Source organism: Streptomyces rectiverticillatus, assembly GCF_013394065.1.
Lineage (GTDB): Bacteria > Actinomycetota > Actinomycetes > Streptomycetales > Streptomycetaceae > Streptomyces > Streptomyces rectiverticillatus.
In genome coordinates this window covers 6,052,871-6,076,077 of record NZ_CP040752.1, presented here as the reverse complement: position 1 = coordinate 6,076,077, position 23,207 = coordinate 6,052,871, and the positions used below count along the sequence as shown (strand labels likewise).

The window sequence follows — 23,207 nt, the reverse complement described above, 5'->3', positions numbered from 1 at the left end:
GGCCTCATGGCGCCGCCGCACGTCCGCACTGGTCCCGCCGTCCCCCTACGCCCCGTCAGAAACACGATCGCCGCTGCCGCGCTGACCGGCTCGTTCCTCCTCCTGCTCCTGCCGCCCGTTGCGGCGCAGCAGGCCCGTGCCACGGGCACCCCGTCCGCCGCGTTCGAGGAGCAGGTCCTGTTCCGGGCCGGTCAGGAGGCCGACGACGGTGTCTATACCTGCTTCCGCATCCCGGCGCTGGCCACGACCTCCCGCGGCACCGTTCTCGCCTTCGCCGAGGGCAGGAAGGGCGACTGCAGCGACGCCACCGACATCGACGTCGTGGTCAAGCGCTCGGCCGACGCCGGCCGCACGTGGAGTCCGCTGCAGGTGGTGGACGAGGGCCGCGGCGACACCCACGGCAACCCCGCACCCGTCGTCGACGCGCGCAGCGGCCGGATCACGCTCCTCACCACGTACAACAAGGGCCGCCCCGGCGGCGGCAACTGCGACGTGCCCTGCGACCGCACCCCCCACCTGCAGTACAGCGACGACGACGGCGTGCACTGGTCCGCGCCGCGGGACGTCACCCGGGACCTGCGGCCGCCCGGCTGGAACTCCTGGTACGCCACCGGCCCCGGGCACGGCGTTCAGCTCACCCGCGGGCCCCGCCGCGGCCGCCTGGTCGTCGGGCTCAACGCCGAGAGCCACGACGGCACCCGCGTCCGCGCCAACCACGCGGCGCTCGCCCTCAGCGACGACGGGGGCGCCCACTGGCGGCTGGGGGCGGTGGACACCCACGAGATCGCCCCGGAGGGAACGTACAGGCAGAAGCCGTCCGAGCTGACGCTCGCCGAGCGGTCCGACGGCTCGGTGTACGCGGGCGGGCGCGAGCAGGACGGCACCGAGCTCGGCAACCGCGACTTCGCGGTCAGCCCCGACGGGGGCACGGGGTTCGACGGGCCCTTCCGGGCGGTCCCGGATCTCTACACGCCCATGGTGCAGGGGTCGGTGGCCGTGCCGCGCCCCGGGCGCTGGCTCTTCGCCTCCCCCGCCGACCCGGACCGGCGGCGCTCGATGACGATCCGCTCCTCCTATGACGAGGGGCGCACCTGGGAGGGCGTGGAGCACGGCAGGCTCGTCACGGCCGACTGGGCGGGCTACTCCGACATGGCCGTCGTCGAGGGAGCCTCCGAGGGGAGCGGTGCCGGGGGGGCCGGCGCCCGGGGCTCCGGCACCCGGGGCTCCGGCGCCCCCGGCGGCGGCACGACCGGCCTGCTCTACGAGGCGGGCAAGCGCGACGCGCGCGACGAGATCCGGTTCGTCCGCTTCACGGAGGAGTGGCTGGGGCCTCGCCCCGCGCCGTCACCCGTGACACCGGACCGGGCACCGGGGGCGCGGGGCGCGCTCGTCCTGGGAGGCCCGCGCCCGGTCGCCGGGCGCTTCGGCGGCGGCCTCGCTTTCGACGGCGTGGACGACGCCGTACGGCTGCCCTACCGCCCCTCCCTGCCGCTGTGGGAACGGGACTTCACGGCGGCCCTGTGGTTCCGGTCCCCGCCCGCCGCCGCACGGAGCGAGCAGCCGCTGCTGTGGATGGGCGGGATGGGCGGGGCGCCCCAGGTGGCGCTCCGGCTCGCACCCGGGGGGCGGGTCACCGGGCAGGTGACGGCGGTCGCCGGGGCGGGGCCCGCCCGGACGGTCGTCGTACGGTCCGCCCGCACGTACGGGGACGGGCTGTGGCACCAGGCGGTGCTGCGGCGCGGCAGGGGGCGGATCGTCCTCACCGTGGACGGGGCGGCGGTGAACGCGGCCGGCGTGCCCGGGGCGGTGAGCCGCAATTCGACGTTCGGCGTGCACTTGGGACAGCGCCCGGACGGCCGGGAACACCTGGCCGGGGAGCTGGACGAGGTCCGGGTGTACGGGCGGGCGCTGACGGACGGTGAGGTCGCGCGGCTGCGCGGGGGCGGGAGGCCGGGACCTGGGGCGGGGGCGGGGTCGCCGCGCGACCTCGTGCTGTGGCTACCGCTGGACCGCACCGGCTGAGCCCGGGGCGGCCGCGGTCCGGGCCCGCGGTCGGGCGTCACGTGGGGTGTCAGGTGCGAGCAGGCGCCGGCACTGCGGCGGGTTCCGGCGCCGCCCGGCGCCCGTACCTCTTCGCGAGGACCGCCCCCACCATCAGCTGCATCTGGTGGAAGAGCATCAGCGGCAGCACGGCCAGGCTCGCCTGGGCCCCGAACAGCACGCCCGCCATCGGCAGGCCCGCCGCCAGGCTCTTCTTCGAGCCGCAGAAGACGATGGCCAGCCCGTCCTCGCGGCTGAAGCCGAGCCGGCGCGAGCCGAAGGTGGTGACCGTGAGCATCAGCCCCAGGAGCGCGGCCTCCACCCCCATCAGGGCCAGCAGCCGCAGCGGGGTGACCTCGTGCCAGATGCCGCGGACCATGCCCGCGCTGAACGCCGTGTAGACGACCAGGAGGATCGAGCCGCGGTCCACGTAGCCGAGCACCTTCTTGTGCCGGGTGAGGAAGCCGCCCACGCGGCGGCGCAGCAGCTGGCCCGCTAGGAAGGGCACGAGGAGCTGCAGGACGATCGACAGCAGCGAGTGGGAGGAGAAGCCGCCGCCGCTGTTGCCGAGGAGGAGGGCGGCGAGCAGCGGGGTGAGGGCGATGCCGACGATGCTGGAGAACGACCCGGCGCACACCGCCGCCGCCACGTTGCCGCGCGCGATGGACGTGAAGGCGATCGAGGACTGGATGGTCGAGGGCACGAGGCACAGGAACAGCAGCCCGGAGTACAGCTGAGGGGTCAGGACGACGGGGACCAGCCCGCGGGCGGCGAGGCCGAGGAGCGGGAAGAGCACGAAGGTGCAGCCGAGGACGGTCAGGTGCAGCCGCCAGTGGCGCAGACCGTCCATCGCCTCACGGGTGGAGAGGCGGGCGCCGTAGAGGAAGAACAGCAGCGCCACGGCGCCGGTGGAGGCGCCGCCCGCGACGGTCGCCGCCTGGCCCCGGGCAGGGAGGAGGGCGGCGAGGGCCACGGTGCCCAGGAGGGCCGCTACATAAGGGTCGATGGGAACGCGTATGCGAATGCGCGGCATGGACCCCAGCCTGCCGCCCCGCGCGGCTATCCGGAACCCCGCTTGCCGCTCTGACTGTCATCACGGATCGCGATGAGCAGCGCTAGGCTCGTCGTGTGTTCGAGCCCGTGCAGCTCCGTACGTTCCTGGCCGTCGCGCAGACGCTGAGCTTCACCCAGGCCGCCGTCCGCCTGGGCGTCCGGCAGTCGACCGCGAGCCAGCAGGTCCGCAGGCTGGAAGCGGCGGCCGGGCGGCAGCTGTTCACCCGCGACACGCACAGCGTGCGGCTGACCGAGGACGGGGAGGCCATGCTGGGCTTCGCCCGCACGATCCTGGAGGCGAACGAGCGCGCCGCGCACTGGTTCGCGGGCACCCGGCTGCGCGGGCGGCTGCGCTTCGGGGCATCGGAGGACTTCGTATTGACCCGGCTGCCCGAGGTCCTGGAGGGGTTCCGGCGCGAGCACCCGGAAGTGGATCTGGAGCTGACCGTCGACCTGTCGGAGACGCTGCAGCGGCGGCTGGCGGCCGGGCGGCTGGACCTGGTGCTCGCCAAGCGCCACCCCGACGAACCGCACGGGCGGCTCGTGTGGCGCGACCGGCTGGTGTGGATCGGCGGCGAGCGGCTGCGCCTGGACCCCCACCGGCCGCTGCCCCTGATCGCCTTCCCGCCGCCCGCGGTGACCCGGGCGCGCGCCCTGGAGGTGCTGGAGCGCAGCGGCCGGGCCTGGCGGGTGGTCTGCACGAGCGGCAGCCTCAACGGCCTGGTGGCCGCGGCCCGCGCGGGCCTCGGCGTCATGGCGCACACCCTGGGCATGATCCCTCCCGGGCTGGTGCACCTCCCCTCCGGTCCGGGCCTGCCCGAGCTGGGCGGGGTCGACGTGGTGCTGCTGCACGGCACCGCGCCGGACAGCGCGGCGAGACAGCCCGCGGAGGCCCTGGCACAGGCCGTCCTCGCGGCGGGCGACCGGCTACAGGCGTAGGGCCACCCTCCGCGCGGGGCCGGCAACGGCACGTCAGGCGGTCTCGGCGCGGCCCGCGCGAGCGCCGCCGGATACGTCGTTCGGCACCGCCGAATACGTCGCAGGGGTTGCTCGCCGCCGCGGCGGAAGGGGGATGGCCGGAGCAGCGTTTCCGGTCGCCGCCCGGGCGGCGACCTGCGAGTCGTACGCCTCCGTACACCCGCACAACACGGCCCAGCCGCCACCGCACGCCCCGTACAGGGTTACTCGCCACCGCAACGCCGCGCGCGTCCGGAATCCGGTCACGTCCGGAATCCGGGCGCGCGGGGAGATCCGTCCCAACAGGCCACCCTTTCGGGGAGATTGAGAGGCCCGTGAGCCGGGTAGGGGCACCGCGCTGTGCGGAGCATGACAAGGAGCTGCCCGTTGCACGAGTTCACCGTGCCGCCCCTGGTGACGGCGCCCCCCGTCGGAGGCCTGGCGGACGTCGTGTTCGAGCGTGCCGAGGAGGATCCCGGGCAGGCGGCGTTCGGCCGCAAAGGGCCGGACGGCCGCTGGCGGGACGTGACGGCGGCCGCGTTCCGCGACGAAGTACTGGCGCTGGCCAAGGGGTTACTCGCCGAAGGCGTACGGTTCGGCGACCGGGTCGCCGTCATGTCCCGTACGCGCTACGAGTGGACGCTCTTCGACTTCGCGCTGTGGTCGATCGGTGCCCAGCCCGTGCCCCTGTACCCGACGGCCTCCCCCGAGCAGGTCTGCTGGATCCTGCACGACGCGGGCGTGACGGCCTGCGTCGTCGAGCACGGGGACCACGCGATGACGGTCGGCTCGGTCGTCGGCCGGCTGCCGGGGCTGAGCCGCCTGTGGCAGCTGGACGCGGGCGCCGTCGAGACGCTGAGCGCCGCCGGGGCCCGGATCGGCGACGACGTGGTGGAGCGGCACCGGATGGCGCTCACCCCGGCGACGCCGGCCACCGTCGTCTACACCTCCGGCACCACGGGCCGCCCCAAGGGCTGCGTGCTGACCCACGCCAACTTCATGGCCGAGGCCGACAACGTCGTCAGGCGCTACGAGCAGGTCTTCCGCTCCCGCCCGGGCGACGAGGCGGCGACGCTGCTGTTCCTGCCGCTGGCCCATGTGTTCGGGCGGATGGTGCAGGTCGCGGCGGTGCGCGGGCGGGTCAAGCTCGGCCACCAGCCGCAGCTGACCGCCGCCGCGCTGCTGCCGGACCTGCGGGCCTTCCGGCCGACGTTCGTCCTCGCGGTCCCCTACGTCCTGGAGAAGATCTTCGCGCTGGCCCGGCGCGCGGCGGAGGCCGAGGGCCGGGCCGCACCGTTCGAGCGGGCCGTCGACGTGGCGGTGCGGTACGCGGAGGCGCTGGAGCACCGGGCGTTCGGCACCGGCGCGGGGCCCGGGGCCGCGCTGCGGATCCGGCACCAGGTCTTCGACCGGCTCGTCTACGCCAAGGTGCGGGAGGCACTGGGCGGGCGGGTGCGGCACGCCATGTCGGGCGGCTCGGCGATGGACCGGAGGCTCGGGCTGTTCTTCGCGGGCGCGGGCGTGACCGTGCTGGAGGGGTACGGGCTGACGGAGACGACCGGGGCCGCGACCGCCAACCCGCCCGAGCGGCCCCGCTTCGGCACGGTCGGGCAGCCGGTCCCCGGCACCACCGTACGGATCGCCGGGGACGGCGAGATCTGGCTGCGCGGCGGCCAGGTGTTCGCCGGCTACCTGGGCGACGCGAGGGCGACGGGCTCGGTGCTGCAGCAGGGCTGGTTCGCGACGGGCGACCTGGGGCGGCTGGACGCGGACGGCTATCTGACCATCACCGGGCGGAAGAAGGAGATCCTGGTGACGTCGGGCGGCAAGAGCCTGTCGCCGGTGGCCCTGGAGGAACGTGTACGGGCCCACCCGCTCGTCGCCCACTGCGTCGTCGTGGGCAACGACCGCCCGTACGTGGCCGCCCTGGTGACACTGGACGAGGAGGCGGTCGCGCACTGGCTGCACCGGCACGGCAAGGAGCCGGCGGGCCCGGGCGGGCTGCTGCGCGACGCGGACCTGGAGGCCGAGATCCGGCGGGCCGTGGTGGCTGCGAACACCCTCGTCTCGCAGGCCGAGTCCATCCGGACCTTCCGGATCCTCAGCGCCCGGTTCACCGAGGAGGACGGCCTGCTGACCCCGTCGCTGAAGCCCAGGCGGAAGGCCATCGAGGCGGCGTACGCACGCGAGGTCGACGCGCTGTACCGCGGGTAGCGCTCTACCGCAAGTAGCGCTGTACCGCGGGTAACACCAGCACGGCTCCCCCCGAGTGAAACCGTCGGCGACCACCGGGAATAGCGTGGCAGCTACACCCGTTCACAAGTGGAGTAGCACGTACCGCTTTCTCCGAACGTAAGGAACGAGCACCCGTGAGCAACGCCTTCCCCGCCACCGTCACGCTCAACAACGGCGTCGAGATGCCACGGCTCGGCTTCGGCGTCTGGCAGGTCCCCGACGCCGAGGCGGCGGCCGTCGTCGAGACGGCCCTGGCCGCCGGATACCGCAGCATCGACACCGCGGCGGTGTACGAGAACGAAGCCGGCACGGGCAAGGCCCTCACCGGCTCCGGCATCCCGCGCGATGAGCTGTTCGTGACGACGAAGCTGTGGAACCACGCCGCCGAGACCTGGACGCGCGAGGGCGTCCTGCGCGAATTCGACGCCTCGCTCGAGCGGCTCGGCCTCGACTACGTCGACCTGTACCTCATCCACTGGCCGCGCGCCGTCCGCGACGACTACCTCACCATCTACCGCACGTTCGAGGAGATCGCCGCGAGCGGCCGCGCCCGGGCGATCGGCGTCTCCAACTTCAAGCCCGCCCACCTGGAGCGGCTGCTGGCCGAGACGACCGTCGTCCCGGCCGTCAACCAGATCGAGCTCCACCCGTTCCTGCCCCAGGCCGAGCTGCGCGCCTTCCACGAGCGCCACGGCATCACCACCGAGGCGTGGTCGCCCCTCGGCCAGGGCAAGGACCTGCTCACCGCACCCGTCATCGCCGGAGTCGCGGAGAAGCACGGCCGCACCCCGGCGCAGATCGTGCTGCGCTGGCACCTGCAGCTGGGCAACGTGGCGATCCCCAAGTCCGTGACGCCCTCCCGCATCCGCGAGAACATCGACGTCTTCGGCTTCTCCCTCGACGCCGAGGACCTCGCGGCGATCGCGGCGCTCGACAGCGGCACCCGCCTGGGCCCGGACCCGGACGAGTTCGACATCTAGCCCCTCCGGCTAACCCCTCCGGCCAGCCCCTCCGGCGCAACGTTCCCTGATCGTGACGGCCCTGCCGCCCCGCTCCCGCGGGGCGGCAGGGCGGACAATCACGGGATGGGCGTAGCGACCGAGGGCGGGACAGCGCGGTGAGCCGGGGCGCCTGTGTGTCCATCGCCCTCTTCACCGCAGATCTCCGGCTGTACGACAACCCCGTGCTCACCGCGGCCCTGCGGAGCGCGCCGCGCGTCGTACCGCTGTTCGTCGTGGACTCGGGCATCGCCGCCGCAGGCTTCGCCGTGCCCAACCGCGCCGCGTTCCTGGCCGACTGCCTCGCCGCGCTCGACGAAGGGCTGCGGGCCCGCGGCGGGCGGCTCGTGGTGCGCAGCGGCGAGGTCGTGGCGGAGACCTCCAGGCTGGCCGCCGCCACCGGAGCGGGCGAGGTGCACATCGCCGCGGGCGTCAGCGGGTACGCGCTGCGCCGCGAGGAGCGGCTGCGGAGCGCCCTGGCGGCGGACGGGCGGCTGCTGCGGGTGCACGACGCCGTGGTCACGGCGGTGCCGCCCGGTGCCGTCCTGCCCGCCGGCAAGGACCACTACGCGGTGTTCACCCCGTACTTCCGCCGCTGGTCGGCCGAGCCGCTGCGGCCGGTGCTGCCCGCCCCGCGCGCGGTCCGGCTGCCCGAGGCGGACTCGGAGCCGCTGCCCGCGGCGGCCGCCCTGGCCCGGGGCACGGCGTCGCCGGGGCTGCCGCGCGGCGGCGAGGGCGAGGGGCGCCGCCGACTCGCCGCCTGGCGCCGCGGCGGGCTCGCGCACTACGCCGATCGCCACGACGACCTGGCGCGGGACGCGACGTCACGCCTCTCCCCGCACCTCCCCTTCGGCAGCCTCTCGCCGGTGGAGCTCGTCGCGTCGGCCCGGGAGCGGGCCGCCGCGGGCTGCGCGGGGGCCACGGCGTTCGTACGGCAGCTGGCCTGGCGGGATTTCCACCATCAGATGCTGGCCGCCCGGCCGCAGGCGGCCCACCGCGACTACCGGCCCCGGCACGACCGCCGGCGCCGGGCCCCCGGGGAGCTCGCCGCGTGGCGATCGGGTCTGACGGGCTATCCGCTCGTCGACGCGGCGATGCGGCAGCTCGCCCACGAGGGCTGGATGCACAACCGGGCCCGGCTGATCGCCGCGAGCTTCCTGACGAAGACCCTCTACCTGGACTGGAGGGACGGCGCCCGGCACTTCCTGGACCTGCTCGTGGACGGCGACGTGGCCGACAACCAGCTCAACTGGCAGTGGGTGGCGGGCACCGGCAGCGACACCCGCCCCCACCGGGTCCTCAACCCCCTGGTCCAGGCCGACCGCTTCGATCCCGGCGGCGCCTACGTGCGCCGCTGGGTGCCCGAGCTGGCCGCCGTGCCGGGCCGGGCCGTCCACCGGCCGTGGCGGCTGCCGGCCCGGGAGCGGGCGCGCCTGGACTATCCGGAGCCGGTCGTCTCCCTGGAGGAGGGCCTGACCCGGTTCCGGCAGGCGCGCGGGCTCACCTGAACGGGGGTCAGCGTGCGTGAGAGGCGGTCAGCGCCCGCCGTGGCCCGGGGCGACGGCCTCGATGCGGCGGGCCAGCTCGACGTCCAGGCCGGTGACCTTGCCGCCCGCGCTGTGCGTGTTCACGCTGAGCGACACGGTGTTGTAGCCCAGAGTCGCATCCGAGTGATGGCCCAGCTCCTCCTGGATCTGCGCGATGTGGATCACCATGGCGGCGGCCTGGAAGTGCCCGTCGAAGCGGTAGGTGCGGCTGATGCGTTCACCGTCCGTGGTCCAGCCGGGCAGCTCCTGGAGGCGCTCCTCGACGTCCTTCTGCGAGAGCGGTTCGACGGCCATGACTGTCCCCTTCGTGGGTGGGTGCCGTGATGGTTGCCCGGGGTGTGCCCGCGCCGGGTGCCGGAGACTCAAGCGTCCCACGGGGCAGGGGTGCTTTCGCGCCAATGTGACGCCGTGGCGCACGGTGAGTCGGACGCGCTCTACCGGGTAGAGGGTGCCGCTTCTATGCTCCTGCGCCGGACGTGACGCGTCACCGGCAGCAGGGGGCTGGGCATGGACGGTACGGGCAGCACGCGCAGGATCTTCATCGGCGGAGCGGCGGCCGTCGCGGCGACGGCCGGCACGGCCGCGCTCGGCGGGCGGGCGGCGGCGGCCCCGCGCGCCAGACCGGCCGGGGCGGGCGGCGGCAGATCCGGCGGCGGCCCGAGCGTCGCCGTACTCGGCGGCGGCGTCGCGGGCCTGACGGCCGCGCACGAACTCGCCGAGCGGGGCTTCCAGGTGACCGTGTACGAGAAGAAGGCGCCCGGCGGCAAGGCCCGCAGCATGGACGTGCCCGGCAGCGCACGGGGCGGCCGCAAGGCCCTGCCCGGCGAGCACGGCTTCCGCTTCTTCCCCGGCTTCTACCAGAACCTGCCGGACACCATGCGCCGCATCCCCTTCCCCGGCAACCCGGGCGGCTGCCACGACAACCTCGTGGCCTCGACCGAGGTGTTGCTCGCCCGCACCGGGCACGAGGACATCCGGCTGCCGTTCCGCACGGTCGGCAAGCCGCCGCCGCTGCTCACCCCGGACGCCCTGCGCCGTGCGCTGACCGGCTTCCTCGACGCCTTCGGCAACATCCCCGTCCACGAGACGGTCTACTTCGCGAGCCGGCTGCTCGTCTGGCTCACCAGCTGCGACGAGCGGCGGACCGGCGCCTGGGAGCGGGTGCCGTGGTGGGAGTTCATCCGCGCCGCGAAGATGTCCCCGAACTACCAGCGGCTGCTGGCCATCGGCATCACCCGCAACATCGTGGCCACCAAGGCCGAGGTGGCCAGCACCAAGACGGTGTCGACGTGCGTCGAGGCGTTCCTCTTCAACGCCCTGGGGCGGGGCGCGGACGGCGAGCCGGACCGGGTGCTCAACGCCCCCACCAACGAGGCGTGGATCGACCCGTGGGTGGCCCACCTCCGCTCCCTGGGTGTCACGTTCCGGATCGGCTGGGCCGTACGGGACCTGCGGATCGCGCGTGGCCGGATCACCGAGGCGGTGGTGCAGGACGCCTCCGGCACCAGGCAGTCGGTGACCGCCGACCACTTCGTCTCGGCGATGCCCGTCGAGCACGCCCGTACCACCTGGAACGCCCAGGTGCGCGCGGCCGACCCGCGGCTGGCGCGCTGCGACAAGCTGCAGACGGACTGGATGACGGGCATCCAGTTCTATCTGACGGAGCCCACGCCCGTCCTGCACGGGCACGTCAACCACATCGACTCCCCCTGGTCGATCACCTCCGTGGGGCAGGCGCAGTACTGGTCGGGGCGCGACTTCCGCGCCGACTACGGGGACGGCGCGGCCGCGGACTGCCTGTCGGTGGACGTCTCCGAGTGGGACAAGCCCGGCATCCTCTACGGCAAGACCGCCAAGCAGTGCACGCGCGAGGAGGTCGCGCGCGAGGTGTGGGCGCAGATGAAGGCCGGGCTCAACGACACCGGGCGCACGGTCCTGAGCGACTCGAAGATCCACTCCTGGTTCCTGGACCCGGCCGTGGAGATCGGCGGGCCCCGCCCGGTCAACGACGAGCAGCTCCTCATCCACCCCGCCGGCACCTGGTACAACCGCCCCGCGGCGCGCACGGCGATCCCCAACCTCTTCCTGTGCGGGGACTACGTGGCCACCGACATCGACCTCGCGACCATGGAGGGCGCGAACGCCGCGGCACGGGCCGCGGTCAACGCCCTCCTGGACGAGACGGGTTCACGGGCGGAGCGGTGCACGATCACACCGCTGTACCGGGCCCCCGAGCTCGAACTGTTCAAGGCCGAAGACGCCATCCGCTACCGGATGGGACTGCCCAACGCCCTCGACCTGGGGTGACCCGGTAATGGAGGCCTGATCAGCTGGGTTTGCGGTCCACGTATTCGAAGACCGAGCCGTCCGGGTGCCGGGCCACCAGGTTGCGGCCGATCGGGGTGGGCACCGGGCCGGCGATGATCTGGGCGCCCACCGCCTCCAGGTCGCCGAGTGCTTCCTCGACGTCCGTCACCGCGATCGTGGCGGTGATCTTGCGCAGGATGGACAGCTCCTTCTCCGGCCCGCTCATGAGGAAGAAGCAGCCGACCGCGGCCACCGCGACGCCACCGCGGTGGAAGCGCAGCGCTTCGGCACCGGTCAGGCGTTCGTAGACACCGATTGCGTGGTCCAGATCATCGACGCACACCCGTAGCGAGGTCCCCAGAATGTTCATGGGGGCAAGGCTAGTTGGCCGCACGGCACGGTGCTGGGCGGTTCAGACGCGGCACAGGAGTTCACCGTTCAGCACGGCGAACCAGGCGTCGTCCGCGCTCCCCCACGCGCGCCAGGCCGCCGCGATCCGGTCGAGCCCGGCCCGGTCCGCGTGTCCGCCCTCCAGCGCGAGCTGCGCGTACGCCGAGGCGGTCGTGCGGTCCGCCCACAGCTCGCTCCACCAGGAGCGTTCCTCTTCGGTGGCGTAGCACCAGGCGCTCGCGGTCGCCGTGGTGCGGGTGAGGCCGGCCTGCCGGGCCCAGGACAGCAGGCGGCGCCCCGCGTCGGGCTCGCCGCCTGCGGCGCGGGCGACACGCCGGTAGAGGTCCTGCCAGTTGTCCAGGCCGGGGACGGCCGGGTACCAGGTCATGGCGGCGTAGTCCGCGTCGCGGACGGCGACGAGCCCGCCGGGTCGGCAGACGCGGCGCATCTCGCGCAGCGCGCCCACGGGGTCGCCGACGTGCTGGAGCACCTGGTGGGCGTGGACGACGTCGAAGGATCCGTCGGGGAAGTCCAGGGCCTGGACGTCACCGACCGTGAAGTCGGTGTTGGTCAGCCCGCGGGCGGCGGCGCTCGCGCGGGCTGCGCCGAGCACCTCCTCGGCGGCGTCCAGGCCGGTGACCCGGCCCTGCGGGACCAGGGCGGCCAGGTCGGCGGTGATGGTGCCCGGCCCGCAGCCGACGTCGAGGATCTCCAGGTGCGGCTCCAGCTCCGGCAGCAGGTACGCGGCGGAGTTGGCGGCCGTGCGCCAGGTGTGCGAGCGCAGGACCGACTCATGGTGGCCATGGGTGTACACGACGGTTCCGGTGGTTTCGTCAGCCATGGCAGCACCGTAATCACTCGTCTCGGATTTCGAGAGAGGCGTCTCATATTTCAGACGGGCCCTCACCCTCCGGTCACTCTGCCGGAAGGCGGTACACCACCAAGGCCTCGTTCTCCTTCCGCAGCGTCAATTCGCCGGGAGCGGGCGCGATTTCGCCGTCGTACGCCAGGTGCGTCCCGCGCCGGATGCCGCTGATCCGCAGGCTGCGCACCCGGGCCGTCCTGAGCACCGGCGAGTGCTTGAGGCCGCCGCCCAGCGCCGCGGCGAGCAGCCGCGTGCGGGCCAGCGGGCCGCCCGAGACCGTGCGGACGTCCAGCACCCCGTCCGCCAGGTCGTGCCGCCGCACCGGCGCGAGACCCAGCCCGCGGTAGGTGCAGTTGCCCGCGAACAGCATCCACAGCCGGCGCCGCCTGCCGTCCACCTCCAGCCGGAGCGGGCGCGCCGTGCGCAGTACGTGCACCGCCGCCAGCACGCCCGCGGGCCAGGCCCCGACGCGCGGCGCCCATCGCTCGCGCACGCGCACCAGCTCCGGGTACGCGCCGAGGCTGAAGGTGTTGAGGAACCAGGCCGCCTCCGCCTCCTCGCCGCCGCCCGTGCGCATCCGCACCATGTCGACCGCCACGGCCTCTCCGGCCTCCACGGCCCGGCAGGCGTCGCCGAGGGACTCGATGCCCAGGTCGTAGGCGAAGTGGTTGTACGTTCCGCCCGGCAGGACGGCGAGCGGCAGCCGGTGGCGCCGGGCCACGACGGCGGCCGCGTTGACGGTGCCGTCGCCGCCGAACACGCCGAGGGCGCCGTCCAGTTCCCGGGCCCGGAGCGCCGCCGACTCCAGCGTCTTCCCGAGGTCCCCGCCCCCGCTCCCCCCGCTCCCCTCGCTCCTCCCGTTTCCTTCGTCTCCCTCGTCCTGCCCGAACGCGACGACCTCCGCCAGCGGCAGCGCGGAGCGCACCTCCTGCACCGGATCGGTGCGCACGCCCGCCGCCCGCTGCCCGGACCCGGCGTTGACGACCACCACCAGCCCCTCGCCGCGCTGCAGGGCCGGGGCGTCCGCCCGGGGCCGGGCCGGGGGTGCGAGCTGGGCGCGGGTGGGCGCGATGCCGCGCACGGCGAACGCCGCGCCCGCGCCCAGCGCCGCACCCGCCAGCACGTCACCCGGATAGTGGACACCGGTGTAGACGCGCGAGAAGCACACCGAGGCCGCCAGCGGTGCGAGGGCCAGCCCCCATGCCGGGTTCTCCAGCGCGACGCCCGTCGTGAAGGCGACCGCCGACGCCGAGTGCCCCGAGGGGAACGACGTCGTGAAGGGCTGCCGGGACAGCTGCCGGACGAGCGGCACCACGTCCAGCACCGGACGCAGCCGCCGCACCGACCGCTTGCCCACCGTGTTCACGGTCGCCGAGGCGACGGCCAGCGACGCCACCCCGCGCAGGGCGGCGCGGCGCGCGGGCCGCCCGCCGGCCAGGGCCGCGCCCGCCGCCACGCCGAACCACAGCAGCCCGTGGTCCGCGCTGCGCGACAGGCGGGGCAGGACGCGGTCGCCGCCGGGCCAGTGCCGGGCCGCCACCGCGAGGAACGCCGCCCGGTCCCAGGAACTCACGATCTTCCGCATGGCCCACGTGTACCCCGCCGGCGGGGTACGACGCCGCCGGACCGGCCGCCCGGACGCACCGCCGGATGCACCGCCGGATGCGCCACCCGGACGCACCGCCCGGACCCGCCGGGCGGGCGCCCGGGGCGCCGCGCGCCGACAATGGGCCCATGACCGATGCGACGCTGCTGGGCCGGCACCGGGAGGCGCTCGCGCTGTTCACCGAGCGCGTGCACGCCGTCCGCCCCGGCCAGTGGGACGAACCGACGCCCTGCACCGAGTGGAATGTGCGCGACCTCGTCAACCATCTGGCCGTGGAGCAGCTGTGGGTGCCGCCGCTGCTGGACGGCCGGTCCATCGACGACGTCGGCGACGCGCTGGACGGCGATCAGCTGGGGGACGACCCGGTGGCCGCCTGGGACGCGGCCGAGGCCGCCGCGCGCGAGGCGTTCGCCGCCCCCGGTGCCCTGGAGCGGACGGTGGAGCTGTCCTCCGGGCCGTCCGACGCCCGCGGGTACTGCACGCAGATGACGGCGGACGCGGTGGTGCACGCGTGGGACCTCTCCCGCGCGATCGGCGCGGACGAGCGGCTGCCCAAGCCGCTGGTGGAGCTCACGCGGCGCGAGGTGGAGCCGTACATCGACAGCCTGGCGGGGACGGGCCTGTTCGCCGAGCCGGTGGAGCCGCCGGCCGGCGCCGACGCGCAGACCGTGCTGCTCGCGCAGCTCGGGCGCCGGGTCTGAAGGCTCTTCCCTCCCGGGCCGACCTCCGGGCCGCCCCCCGGACCGGCCCCCGGGCCGCCGGCACCACCCCGGACGGCCGACCGGCAGGAGCCGGGTAATCGGCACCGCGCTGGGCAGGATGCCGCCATGGCCTCCCCACTCACGCTCCTCACGCCCCGCCTGACACTGCGCCGCTGGCACGCGGACGACGTCGAGCCGATGGCCGCCGTCAACGCCGACCCCGAAGTGATGCGCTGGACCGGCGACGGCTCGGTGCACGACCGGGAACGGACCGCGGCCGCCGTCGCGGCCTGGGAGCAGGGGTGGGACGAGCACGGCGTGGGCCTCTTCGCCGTCGAAGTGCGCCGGTCGCGCAGGCTGGCCGGCTTCGCGGGCCTGTCCGTGCCCGCCGAACTGCCCGAGCTGCGCCCGGCCGTGGAGATCGGCTGGCGGCTCGGCCGCCCCTTCTGGGATCACGGCCTGGCCACCGAGGCCGCGCGCGCCGTCCTGGACTTCGCGTTCCGCGACCGCGGGCTCGCCCGGGTCGTCGGCGTGCACCGCACCGGTCACGAGGCCCCCGCGGCGGTCATGCGCAAGCTGGGGATGCGGCACGACCGGGAGACGACGCACCCGGAGTACGGCGTGCCGGTCTGCGTCCACGTCATCGAGGCGCGGCCTTAGGCACGCGCGCCTACGTCCCTGCCAGGCACGCGCGCCTACGTCCCTGCGGCCGGGCCGGCTCCCGGGTCCCTGCCCCACCCCCCCGGCCCGCCGGGCCCGCCGGCCGCCGGTTCGCTGCCGGGCAGGGCCAGGGGCTGCGGGCCGGTCCGGGAGGACGGGGGCGGACCGGACCACCCCTGAAGGATCCGGGACCCGCCGACGGGCAGGTCCCAGAGGTCCTCGCGCGGGCGGCCCGTCGCCTCCCAGGCGGCGCGGACGCGGCGCAGGGGCTCCAGCGGGGGCTCGGCCGAGAGGATGAAGGTCGACCAGTGCATGGGGGCCATCGCCCGGGCGCCCAGGTCCTGGCAGGCGGCGACGGCCTCCTCCGGGTCGGTGTGGACCGTGCCCAGCATCCAGCGCGGGTCGTACGCGCCGATCGGCAGCAGGGCCAGGTCGATGCCGCCGTAGCGACGGCCGATGCGCTCGAACCAGTGGCCGTAGCCGGTGTCGCCCGCGAAGTACAGGCGCTGCCCGCCGGGGGCGGTCATCACCCAGCCGCCCCACAGCGAGCGGCAGGTGTCGGTCAGGGTGCGCTTGCTCCAGTGGTGGGCCGGGACGAAGTCGAAGCGGACGGGGCCGGCCGGGCCGGGCAGTTCGACGGCCTCCCACCAGTCGAGCTCGGTGACGTGCGTGAAGCGGCGCCGGCGGGCCCAGCGGGCCAGCCCGGCCGGCAGGAGCAGCGGGGTGTGGCGCGGCAGCCGCTTGAGGGTGGGCGCGTCGAGGTGGTCGTAGTGGTTGTGGCTGATGACGACCGCGTCGACCGGCGGCAGGTCCTCCCAGCGGACCCCGACCGGGGTGAGCCGGGGCGGCGTGCCGAGGATCCTGCGTGACCAGACGGGGTCGGTGAGCACCGTCAGACCGCCGATGCGCACGACCCAGCTGGCGTGCCCGGCCCAGGTGACCGCGGCCGTGGCGGCGTCGGTGACCGGCAGCGGACCGGGCTCGACCGGCAGCGCGGCCACCTCCCGCAGGGCCTCGGCGCCGGGCCGCAGCCGCCCCTCGCGGGCCAGCCGGGCGAGGGCGCGCACGCCGGGCAGGGGGGCGGTGAGGCGGTCGGCGAACGACCGGGGCCAGATGCGGGTCTCACCGGGCGGGCGCGGCTCGGCGAGAGGGCGCTCGGTCTGTTCGGTCATCGAGGGGGCTCCAATCGCTGGGGAACCGGGGCGGTGCGGCGTGTCCGGCGTGGCGTGCGCCGGGTCTCGCACGATCGGCCACGGTAGGTCAGCCGCCGGCGAGCCAGCCGAAGGCCGATCCGAAACTGGTCAGTGCGGCGCCGACACCCGGCGCGGCCAGCGGGTCCGGGGCGTCCAGGGCGCGCTGCCGCTCCTCGTCGGTCGCGCCGAGGAGGGGTGGGGTGGAGATGCGGACCCGCAGGGCGTCGGGGGCGTCGCCGAAGCGGTGGCCGCCGGGCACGGGGCGGCCGAGCGCGGTGCTGAGGTGCGCCTCGAGCTCGACGGAGTCGGTGATGGCGCGGCCGGCGAGGGCGGCGCGCAGCTCGCCGAGGTCGGCGTAGAGGTAGGGCCCGGCCTGCGGGGGGCGGCTGAGGACGCCGGCCGCGGTGAGGTGCTCGTGCGCGGCGCGGGCGAGGGCGCCGTAGATCCGGACCGCGGCGGCGGCCCGGGCGCGGACGGGCCCGGGCTCGTCGAGGGCGTAGGCGGCGGCCGCGGCGACGGGGGGCGGCAGCTCGGCCCGTACGGCGGCGAGCGCGGAGGTGACCCGGGCGCGCAGGACCGGGCCGCGCCCCCCGGCCGGGAAGCGGGCGACGGCGGCGGGCCAGGCCGTGGGGAAGAGGCCGCCGGCCAGGTCGGTGAGGACGACGACGTGGTCGGGCCACATCTCGGCGGGGCCGAAGAAGACCGTTCCGCCGGGGTCGTGGCGCATGTCGCGCCAGGTCTCGTCGCTGACGACGGTCAGCTCCTCGCCGACGGCCGCCTCGCACACCTCGTGCAGGAGCTCGGGCGGGGTGACCGAGCCGGTGGGGTCGTCGGCGACCGACAGGACGAGCACGCGCGGTCTGCCGCCCTCGGCGCGGATCCGGCGCACGGTCTCCAGCAGCGCGAAGGGGTCGGGCACGCCGCCGCACTCGGCGGGCACGGGCACGTGGTAGGTGGGGCGGCCGGCGAGCCGGGCGAGCGGGGGGTACCAGGCGGCGCACGGGCGCGTGAGCAGGACGTCTCCGCCGGCCCCCGCGAGGACCGCGAGGAGCAGGGGCTGGGCCCCGGGCGCGGCGACGACGTGCTCGGGCGCGGTCGGCAGGCCGCGGCGCGCCCAGTAGCCGCAGGCGGCCTCGCGCAGGGCGGCCCCGCCGCCGACCGGTTCGGGTGCGCTGTCCCGGGCGGCCTGCGCGAGGCGCGCGGCGAGCTCCGGCAGCACGGGCAGCCCGCGCTCGGGCGCGGTGCCTGCCGGGAGCGCGGGAAAGCTGACCTGCATCCGTCCGTACCTCCGACCACCGCGCCGTCTGCACCGGGCGGCAGCGCCTGTACGGCACCGGGGCCGCCTGCCGCCTCCCCCGTCCACCTTCGCAGATCAGGGGGTGCGGAGCGGGCCGACACGGGCGGGCGGGTGACGTCGCCGGCCGTGGCCGGGCGGGCGGCGCCCGTGCGGGGCGGGGGCGGCGGCCGGTCCGGGGGCGGCTGGACGAATCACGGCCCGGGGCCCGTATCGCAGCACCATTTGCGGCCGCCGGGCGGGGGCGGCGGGACAAAAACAAGGGATTTTGCGGACTGCTCAGCTCCGGTCACCATGTCGTGTCGCACATCCTGGCGAACCTGCCCGCTGGACCGAGAGGCACACCCCCTCATGCACGACACCGACGGCACGCACACCCGCCGTTTCGGCCTCCCGACCGCCACTGCCCTGGTCATGGGCAACATCATCGGCGGCGGCATCTTTCTGCTGCCCGCGTCCGTCGCCCCCTTCGGCACGGTCAGCCTGCTGGCGTTCGGCGTCCTCACCGTCGGCGCCATCGCCCTGGCCCTGGTCTTCGGGCGCCTCGCGCAGCGCCATCCGCGCACCGGCGGCCCGTACGTCTACGCGCGCGAGGCCTTCGGCGACTTCGCCGGCTTCCTGTCCGCCTGGTCGTTCTGGACCATGACGTGGGTGAGCAACGCGGCCCTCGCCGTGGCCGGTGTCGGCTACCTGCACGTCATGACCGGCAAGGGCTCCATGGCCGGGGACCTCGCCATGGCGCTGGCGATGCTGTGGCTGCCCACGCTCGCGAACCTGGCCGGTACGCGCTGGGTGGGCGCGGTCCAGATGGTCTCCACGGTGATGAAGTTCGTGCCGCTGCTGTTCGTCGCGGTCGTCGGCCTGTTCTTCTTCGACCCGGACAAGCTGGGCTCGTTCACCACCTCCGACGGCAACTGGACCGGCGGGCTGACGGCGTCGGCCGCGATCCTGCTCTACTCCTACGTGGGCGTGGAGTCCGCCGCGATGAGCGCGGGCGAGGTGCGCGACCCGGAGCGCAACGTGGGGCGCGCGAGCGTCCTGGGCACCGTGGGCGCGGCGCTGGTCTACCTCCTGGGCACCGTCTCGGTCTTCGGCACCGTCGAGCACGACAAGCTGGTGGAGTCCACGGCGCCGTTCTCGGACGCGGTCGACGTGATGTTCGGCGGCCACTGGGGCGGCACGCTGATCGCCGTCTGCGCCGTGATCTCCATCGTGGGCGCCCTCAACGGCTGGACGCTGATGAGCGCCCAGGCCCCCTACGCCGCCGCGAAGGACGGGCTGTTCCCGGCCGCGTTCGGGAAGAAGAAGCGCGGGGTGCCGACGTTCGGCGTGCTGGCCGCCACGGTCCTCGCCTCGCTGCTGACCGTCGTCAACTACACCTCGGGCGTGGGCGGGGTCTTCGAGATCCTGGTCCTCATCACGACGTTCTCCGCGACGGTCCCGTACCTGCTGGCCGCCGCCGCGCAGGTGTACTTCCTGCTCACGGGCCAGCGGGACAAGGTCCGCACCGGCCGCTTCGTCCGTGACATGGCGCTCGCGCTGGGCGCGTTCGCCTTCTCCTTCTGGCTGGTGGCGGGCGCCGGGTACGCGGCCGTCTACCAGGGCGTGCTGTTCCTCTTCGCGGGCATCCTCGTCTACGTGTGGCTGACGGCCCGCCGCACCACGGCGCAGGCCGGTGCGCAGGACGGGGCCGGTACGCAGGCCGCCGCCCCGGAGCGGGCCGGGACGGCGGAGCGGGCGGAGCAGGCGGAGGCCGTCAGGCCGTGACGCCGCCGTCGAGGACGAGGTCGGCACCCACGGTGTAGCCGGCCTCGTCCGAGGCGAGGTGGAGCACGGCGGACGCGATCTCGTCGGGGGTGCCCGCGCGGCCGGCCGGCACCTCGCGGCGCATGCGCTCGGCCTTGTCGAGCGAGGACTCGCCGGGGCGCGAGGACATCGGCGTCTCGACGGGCCCGGGGCTCACGGCGTTGATCCGCACGCCCTCGCCGATGTGGTCCAGCGCGGCGTTGCGCGTCAGGGCGGAGACGGCCGCCTTCGTGGCCGTGTACGCGCCGAAGCCCGGCTTCCTGCGGTGGGCGCCGACGTTGGACGCGATGTTCACGATGGCACCGCCGCCGTTGGCGCGCATGTGCCCGATCTCGTACTTCATGGACAGCCAGACGCCCTTGAGGTTGGTCTCGACGATCCGGTCGAAGTCCTCCTCGGGCACGTCCGCCACCTTGGCCGGGGGCACGGCGAGACCCACGTTGTTGACGGCGACGTCGAGGCTGCCGAAGCGCGCGACGGTCTGCTCCACGAGGGCCCGCACGTCCTCGGCCCGGGTCACGTCCGCGGTGAAGGCGACGGCCTCGCCGCCCTCCGCCTCCACGAAGGCCACGGTCTCCTTCAGCGGCTCCTCCCTGCGGCCCGCGACCACGACCCGGGCGCCTTCCCGGGCGAAGGCGAGGGCGATGGCCTGGCCGATCCCCGTACCGCCGCCGGTGACGAGGACGGTCCGGCCGGTGAAACGTGCGGTCATGTCGACACTCCTAAGCAATGGGTCGCATAAAGGCGGGTGTGTTGCATGAGATGCCGTGGCGGCGGCAGCGGTCCGGAAAGCCGGCGGGAGTCCGTCACCTTCGCTCCGGTTCACTCCAGCAGGGTGAGGGCCTGTGCGACCGCGTCCCGGAGCCGGGCCCGGCCGGGTACCGCCTTGCCGACCACCCGCATGCCCTGCATCAGGACGAGCAGCATCCGTGCGAGGGCCGCGGGGTCGCGGCCGGCGGGAAGTTCGCCCTGCTCCTGAGCCCGCGTCAGTGCGGCGGTGAGGGCCGCCTCCAGGGCGAGCCAGCTCTCCTCGACGCCGCGGGCCGCGGCGGGGTCGTGCGGCGCCAGCTCCACGGCGGTGTTGGTGACGAAGCAGCCGCGCCGCAGCTCGTCGTCGGCCGCCTCGTCGGCGAAGCGGGTCACCAGTCCCCGCACGGCCGGCAGCGCCGGGCCGGGGCGCGAGAGCTCCTCGGCGACGCGCGGGCTGTGCTGCTCGCTGTAGCGCTGCAGCGCCTTGAGGTAGAGCTCGTGCTTGCTGCCGAACGTCGCGTACAGGCTGGCCCGTGCGATGCCGAGGTGACCGACGAGATCGGCCATCGACGTCGCTTCGTAGCCACGCCGCCAGAACAGTTCGACGGCCGACTGGAGCGCGGCGTCCGGATCGAATTCCTTGGTCCTGGCCATGAGTTGACCGTAGCGGATTCGAGAACGTTCGGTCAAGAATGACCGGTCCAGAAAGCCCGGTGCAGAGAGCCCGGCCGCCGGGGACGGCCGGGCAGGAGGACCGGGAAGGCGGCCTACGGGGCCGGCCGCATCCTGAAGTCGTACGGCCGGGGCAGCGCCTCTGCTCGCGCCCGCGCGCGGATCTCCTCAGTGACGGGCCCCTCGCCCGCCAGCAGCCGCGCCCGGATCGCGTACCAGGTCTCGCCGAGGGACTCGTCGCCCTCGCGCAGGTCCTCCACCTCGAAGCCGCGGTCGAAGATCTCCCGCGCGGCCCCGGCGTCACCCTGCGCGAGCAGCACCCGGGCGTGCAGCAGCCGGAAGCGGCCGCGCTCGCGGACGCCCGGGCGCAGGCCGTCCAGCACGGCCGAGGCGTCGTCCGGCCGGCCGGCGGCCAGCAGCGCCTCCACCGCCTCGCGGCCGAGCGCGGCCATGGCGGCGGCCCACGAGGCGCTCTCGCGCCGCTCCCCGCAGGCCTCGCCGAACGCCTCCAGATAGCGGTCGGCGGCGCGCTCGGGATGGCCGTCCTCGGCGTCGGCGAAGGCCAGGCAGCGCTTCGCCCACCACAGGCCGCCCGCCGCTTCCCAGGCGCGGACGGCCTGCGAGCGGTCGCCGGTGTGCCAGCGGGCGACCCCCAGGTGGTAGGCGCCGCAGAGATCGCCCTCGCCGCTCGTCTCCAGCAGCTCGCGCCAGCGGGGCGACACGAGCGAGGGGCCGGGCGGCAGGCTCCGGTCCGGCCGCGGGAACTCCCCCCGGTGCAGGAACTCCAGCCAGGGCTCCTGCTCCTCCCCCAGCGTCTCCGGCGCGAAGGGCGTGCCCGGCAGGTCGTAGTGCCCGCGCTCGGCCTCCAGGGCGCCCCAGCCGGAGCCGGTGTGCAGGCTCTCCTTCGGCTCGGCGTCGGCGTACGGGCGCCACGCCGCGTACGCCGCGTCCACGTCGGCACGGGGCAGGGCCGCCTCCAGGGCGGCTGCCACCTCCCCGCGGGCCGCCGCCCAGTCGCCGCCGTGCACGGCGGCGGGGTCCGCGGCCAGCGGCCCGTAGGCCTCCAGCCAGGCGAACGCGCCGCCCGCCTCCAGCGGCACGTGCTCCAGCTGGGTGCGGGCGAGCCCGGCCTGGATCTCGGCGTAGCCGCCGGTGCCCGGCTGCGTGAGCCACTCCTGCCAGCGCCTGCCGCCGCGGCCCGAGCCCCAGACGAAGAGCTTGCGGCCGCGCAGCAGGCCGGTCGAGGTCTGCACGAGGCCGTGGCCGTCCGCGTCGAGGGAGGCGATCCAGCGGCGCTCCCCGCCGGGCACGTCGTAGAAGAAGTCGGAGGCGTGCGTGCTGTTCAGGGGGTACGTGCGGTCGGCGCCGTCCCACTCGGGCACCGGGACCCGGCTCAGGCTGCGTTCGTAGCCGAACCGCCAGGCCGCCTCGGCGGGTGCGAGCACGCGGGTGCCCGCCTCCTCGGGGACGGCGATGTTGGACCACCAGTAGACGGGGGCGGGCCGGTCGTGGGGGTTGCGGATGCGCACGCCCACGTAGAGGAAGTCCGAGCCGTCGGGCAGCCACAGGTCGACCTGGAACGGCAGGTCGCGCAGCCGCTCCCACTCCCACAGGCGCAGCATCTCGCCGCCGTCGGGCGCGGGCACGCGGGCCGCGTGCAGCGGGGCGACGGACAGCGTCGTGTGGCCGGTCGCACCGATGTTCCATTCGATGCCGCCGGAGAACCAGGCGCCGTTCAGGGCGAAGGAGGCGGGCTGCAGGACGGGGTTGCGGTAGAGCAGCTGCCGGCCCGTCGGCTTGTGCTCCAGGGAGTGCACGCGCCCGCCGAGGCCGGGCAGGACGGTGGCGCGCAGCCGGTCGTTCTCGATGACGATCGCCTCGAGATCGGCGGGGGTGTGCCTGCGGGAGTAGCCGTCGCGGCGGCGCACGGGCAGCAGGGACCGCAGGGGCGCGTGGCCGGCCTGGCGGGCCATGTCGGCGGGCAGGGCCCTGCGCTGCTCGGCGCCGATGCGGTGGACGTCGGCGGCCGTGCGCAGGGACGGCAGCGGATCCTCCGCGCCGAGCGGGGCGGCGGGCAGGGACAGCACGGCGCGTCGGATGGTCGTGGGCACGGCAACCTCTCTCAACCCTGGT

General features: G+C 75.1%; 19 protein-coding genes. 9 read left to right on the top strand and 10 right to left on the bottom strand.

All coding sequences use genetic code 11. The features are described from left to right. Positions 1-6 precede the first annotated feature (6 nt). Positions 7-2,022 (top strand): sialidase family protein, encoded by a 2,016-nt coding sequence (locus tag FGW37_RS26435; RefSeq protein WP_179083330.1) that lies wholly within the window; start codon positions 7-9, stop codon positions 2,020-2,022. Between the two features lie 49 nt (positions 2,023-2,071). Here the strand turns inward: FGW37_RS26435 and FGW37_RS26430 are convergent, their stop codons facing one another. Next, positions 2,072-3,073 carry a bile acid:sodium symporter family protein gene (locus tag FGW37_RS26430; protein WP_179083329.1) on the bottom strand — a complete coding sequence of 334 codons (1,002 nt, stop codon included), beginning with the start codon at positions 3,071-3,073 and terminating at the stop codon, positions 2,072-2,074. Positions 3,074-3,168: 95 nt separating this feature from the next. On the opposite strand from FGW37_RS26430, the gene FGW37_RS26425 reads away from it, so the two are divergent. The 4 genes from FGW37_RS26425 (at position 3,169) to FGW37_RS26410 (ending at position 8,791) form a co-directional block, all read left to right on the top strand. Continuing rightward, entirely contained in the window at positions 3,169-4,032 is an 864-nt protein-coding gene (locus FGW37_RS26425; protein ID WP_179083328.1) for a LysR family transcriptional regulator, read from the top strand. A gap of 405 nt (positions 4,033-4,437) precedes the next feature. After that, positions 4,438-6,264, top strand: a complete 1,827-nt coding sequence (locus FGW37_RS26420) for an AMP-dependent synthetase/ligase (protein ID WP_179083327.1) — start codon at positions 4,438-4,440, stop codon at positions 6,262-6,264. A gap of 203 nt (positions 6,265-6,467) precedes the next feature. After that, entirely contained in the window at positions 6,468-7,265 is a 798-nt protein-coding gene (locus FGW37_RS26415; protein WP_179084926.1) for an aldo/keto reductase, read from the top strand. A gap of 155 nt (positions 7,266-7,420) precedes the next feature. Then, positions 7,421-8,791: a cryptochrome/photolyase family protein gene (locus FGW37_RS26410; RefSeq protein ID WP_179083326.1), complete on the top strand. Its 1,371-nt coding sequence runs from the start codon at positions 7,421-7,423 to the stop codon at positions 8,789-8,791. A 27-nt stretch (positions 8,792-8,818) separates the two neighbouring features. On the opposite strand, the gene FGW37_RS26405 is transcribed toward FGW37_RS26410, so the two are convergent. Beyond that, positions 8,819-9,124: a 4a-hydroxytetrahydrobiopterin dehydratase gene (locus FGW37_RS26405; RefSeq protein WP_168093213.1), complete on the bottom strand. Its 306-nt coding sequence runs from the start codon at positions 9,122-9,124 to the stop codon at positions 8,819-8,821. A gap of 213 nt (positions 9,125-9,337) precedes the next feature. On the opposite strand from FGW37_RS26405, the gene FGW37_RS26400 reads away from it, so the two are divergent. Continuing rightward, complete coding sequence (locus FGW37_RS26400) at positions 9,338-11,137, top strand: hydroxysqualene dehydroxylase (RefSeq protein ID WP_179083325.1); 1,800 nt, start codon at positions 9,338-9,340, stop codon at positions 11,135-11,137. A gap of 19 nt (positions 11,138-11,156) precedes the next feature. Here the strand turns inward: FGW37_RS26400 and FGW37_RS26395 are convergent, their stop codons facing one another. From FGW37_RS26395 to FGW37_RS26385, 3 genes are all read right to left on the bottom strand, one after another. Continuing rightward, positions 11,157-11,507 (bottom strand): VOC family protein, encoded by a 351-nt coding sequence (locus FGW37_RS26395; RefSeq protein ID WP_179083324.1) that lies wholly within the window; start codon positions 11,505-11,507, stop codon positions 11,157-11,159. Positions 11,508-11,549: 42 nt separating this feature from the next. After that, positions 11,550-12,368, bottom strand: a complete 819-nt coding sequence (locus FGW37_RS26390; protein WP_179083323.1) for a methyltransferase domain-containing protein — start codon at positions 12,366-12,368, stop codon at positions 11,550-11,552. Positions 12,369-12,441: 73 nt separating this feature from the next. Further along, positions 12,442-13,977, bottom strand: a complete 1,536-nt coding sequence (locus FGW37_RS26385; RefSeq protein WP_179083322.1) for a bifunctional phosphatase PAP2/diacylglycerol kinase family protein — start codon at positions 13,975-13,977, stop codon at positions 12,442-12,444. A gap of 149 nt (positions 13,978-14,126) precedes the next feature. Between FGW37_RS26385 and FGW37_RS26380 the strand changes: the two genes are divergently transcribed. Together FGW37_RS26380 and FGW37_RS26375 are read left to right on the top strand one after the other, a co-directional pair. Further along, positions 14,127-14,699: a TIGR03086 family metal-binding protein gene (locus tag FGW37_RS26380; protein WP_179083321.1), complete on the top strand. Its 573-nt coding sequence runs from the start codon at positions 14,127-14,129 to the stop codon at positions 14,697-14,699. Positions 14,700-14,825: 126 nt separating this feature from the next. Further along, positions 14,826-15,359 carry a GNAT family N-acetyltransferase gene (locus tag FGW37_RS26375; protein ID WP_179083320.1) on the top strand — a complete coding sequence of 178 codons (534 nt, stop codon included), beginning with the start codon at positions 14,826-14,828 and terminating at the stop codon, positions 15,357-15,359. A 35-nt stretch (positions 15,360-15,394) separates the two neighbouring features. Here the strand turns inward: FGW37_RS26375 and FGW37_RS26370 are convergent, their stop codons facing one another. Continuing rightward, positions 15,395-16,531, bottom strand: a complete 1,137-nt coding sequence (locus FGW37_RS26370) for an MBL fold metallo-hydrolase (protein WP_179083319.1) — start codon at positions 16,529-16,531, stop codon at positions 15,395-15,397. 88 nt (positions 16,532-16,619) lie between these two features. Then, on the bottom strand, positions 16,620-17,828 hold the full coding sequence (locus FGW37_RS26365) for an aminotransferase class I/II-fold pyridoxal phosphate-dependent enzyme (RefSeq protein ID WP_179083318.1): 1,209 nt from the start codon (positions 17,826-17,828) through the stop codon (positions 16,620-16,622). 369 nt (positions 17,829-18,197) lie between these two features. Here FGW37_RS26365 and FGW37_RS26360 point away from each other — a divergent pair, with 369 nt between their 5' ends. Next, on the top strand, positions 18,198-19,613 hold the full coding sequence (locus FGW37_RS26360) for an amino acid permease (protein ID WP_179083317.1): 1,416 nt from the start codon (positions 18,198-18,200) through the stop codon (positions 19,611-19,613). On the opposite strand, the gene FGW37_RS26355 is transcribed toward FGW37_RS26360, so the two are convergent. The 3 genes from FGW37_RS26355 to FGW37_RS26345 all read right to left on the bottom strand — a co-directional run bounded on the left by FGW37_RS26355 (position 19,603) and on the right by FGW37_RS26345 (position 23,185). Beyond that, positions 19,603-20,364, bottom strand: a complete 762-nt coding sequence (locus FGW37_RS26355; protein WP_179083316.1) for an SDR family NAD(P)-dependent oxidoreductase — start codon at positions 20,362-20,364, stop codon at positions 19,603-19,605. The two genes, FGW37_RS26360 and FGW37_RS26355, sit on opposite strands and share 11 nt — an antisense overlap. Positions 20,365-20,474: 110 nt before the next feature. Continuing rightward, positions 20,475-21,056, bottom strand: a complete 582-nt coding sequence (locus FGW37_RS26350; protein WP_179083315.1) for a TetR/AcrR family transcriptional regulator — start codon at positions 21,054-21,056, stop codon at positions 20,475-20,477. Positions 21,057-21,169: 113 nt separating this feature from the next. Then, entirely contained in the window at positions 21,170-23,185 is a 2,016-nt protein-coding gene (locus FGW37_RS26345; RefSeq protein WP_179083314.1) for a DUF5107 domain-containing protein, read from the bottom strand. Positions 23,186-23,207: the final 22 nt, after the last annotated feature.

Coding starts and splice junctions, on each gene's coding strand:
- FGW37_RS26370 (WP_179083319.1), bottom strand. CDS start 16,531: ATGACCGAACAGACCGAGCGCCCTCTCGCCGAGCCGCGCCCGCCCGGT.
- FGW37_RS26430 (WP_179083329.1), bottom strand. CDS start 3,073: ATGCCGCGCATTCGCATACGCGTTCCCATCGACCCTTATGTAGCGGCC.
- FGW37_RS26405 (WP_168093213.1), bottom strand. CDS start 9,124: ATGGCCGTCGAACCGCTCTCGCAGAAGGACGTCGAGGAGCGCCTCCAG.
- FGW37_RS26400 (WP_179083325.1), top strand. CDS start 9,338: ATGGACGGTACGGGCAGCACGCGCAGGATCTTCATCGGCGGAGCGGCG.
- FGW37_RS26385 (WP_179083322.1), bottom strand. CDS start 13,977: ATGCGGAAGATCGTGAGTTCCTGGGACCGGGCGGCGTTCCTCGCGGTG.
- FGW37_RS26390 (WP_179083323.1), bottom strand. CDS start 12,368: ATGGCTGACGAAACCACCGGAACCGTCGTGTACACCCATGGCCACCAT.
- FGW37_RS26435 (WP_179083330.1), top strand. CDS start 7: ATGGCGCCGCCGCACGTCCGCACTGGTCCCGCCGTCCCCCTACGCCCC.
- FGW37_RS26415 (WP_179084926.1), top strand. CDS start 6,468: ATGCCACGGCTCGGCTTCGGCGTCTGGCAGGTCCCCGACGCCGAGGCG.
- FGW37_RS26360 (WP_179083317.1), top strand. CDS start 18,198: ATGCACGACACCGACGGCACGCACACCCGCCGTTTCGGCCTCCCGACC.
- FGW37_RS26375 (WP_179083320.1), top strand. CDS start 14,826: ATGGCCTCCCCACTCACGCTCCTCACGCCCCGCCTGACACTGCGCCGC.
- FGW37_RS26380 (WP_179083321.1), top strand. CDS start 14,127: ATGACCGATGCGACGCTGCTGGGCCGGCACCGGGAGGCGCTCGCGCTG.
- FGW37_RS26395 (WP_179083324.1), bottom strand. CDS start 11,507: ATGAACATTCTGGGGACCTCGCTACGGGTGTGCGTCGATGATCTGGAC.
- FGW37_RS26355 (WP_179083316.1), bottom strand. CDS start 20,364: ATGACCGCACGTTTCACCGGCCGGACCGTCCTCGTCACCGGCGGCGGT.
- FGW37_RS26365 (WP_179083318.1), bottom strand. CDS start 17,828: ATGCAGGTCAGCTTTCCCGCGCTCCCGGCAGGCACCGCGCCCGAGCGC.
- FGW37_RS26350 (WP_179083315.1), bottom strand. CDS start 21,056: ATGGCCAGGACCAAGGAATTCGATCCGGACGCCGCGCTCCAGTCGGCC.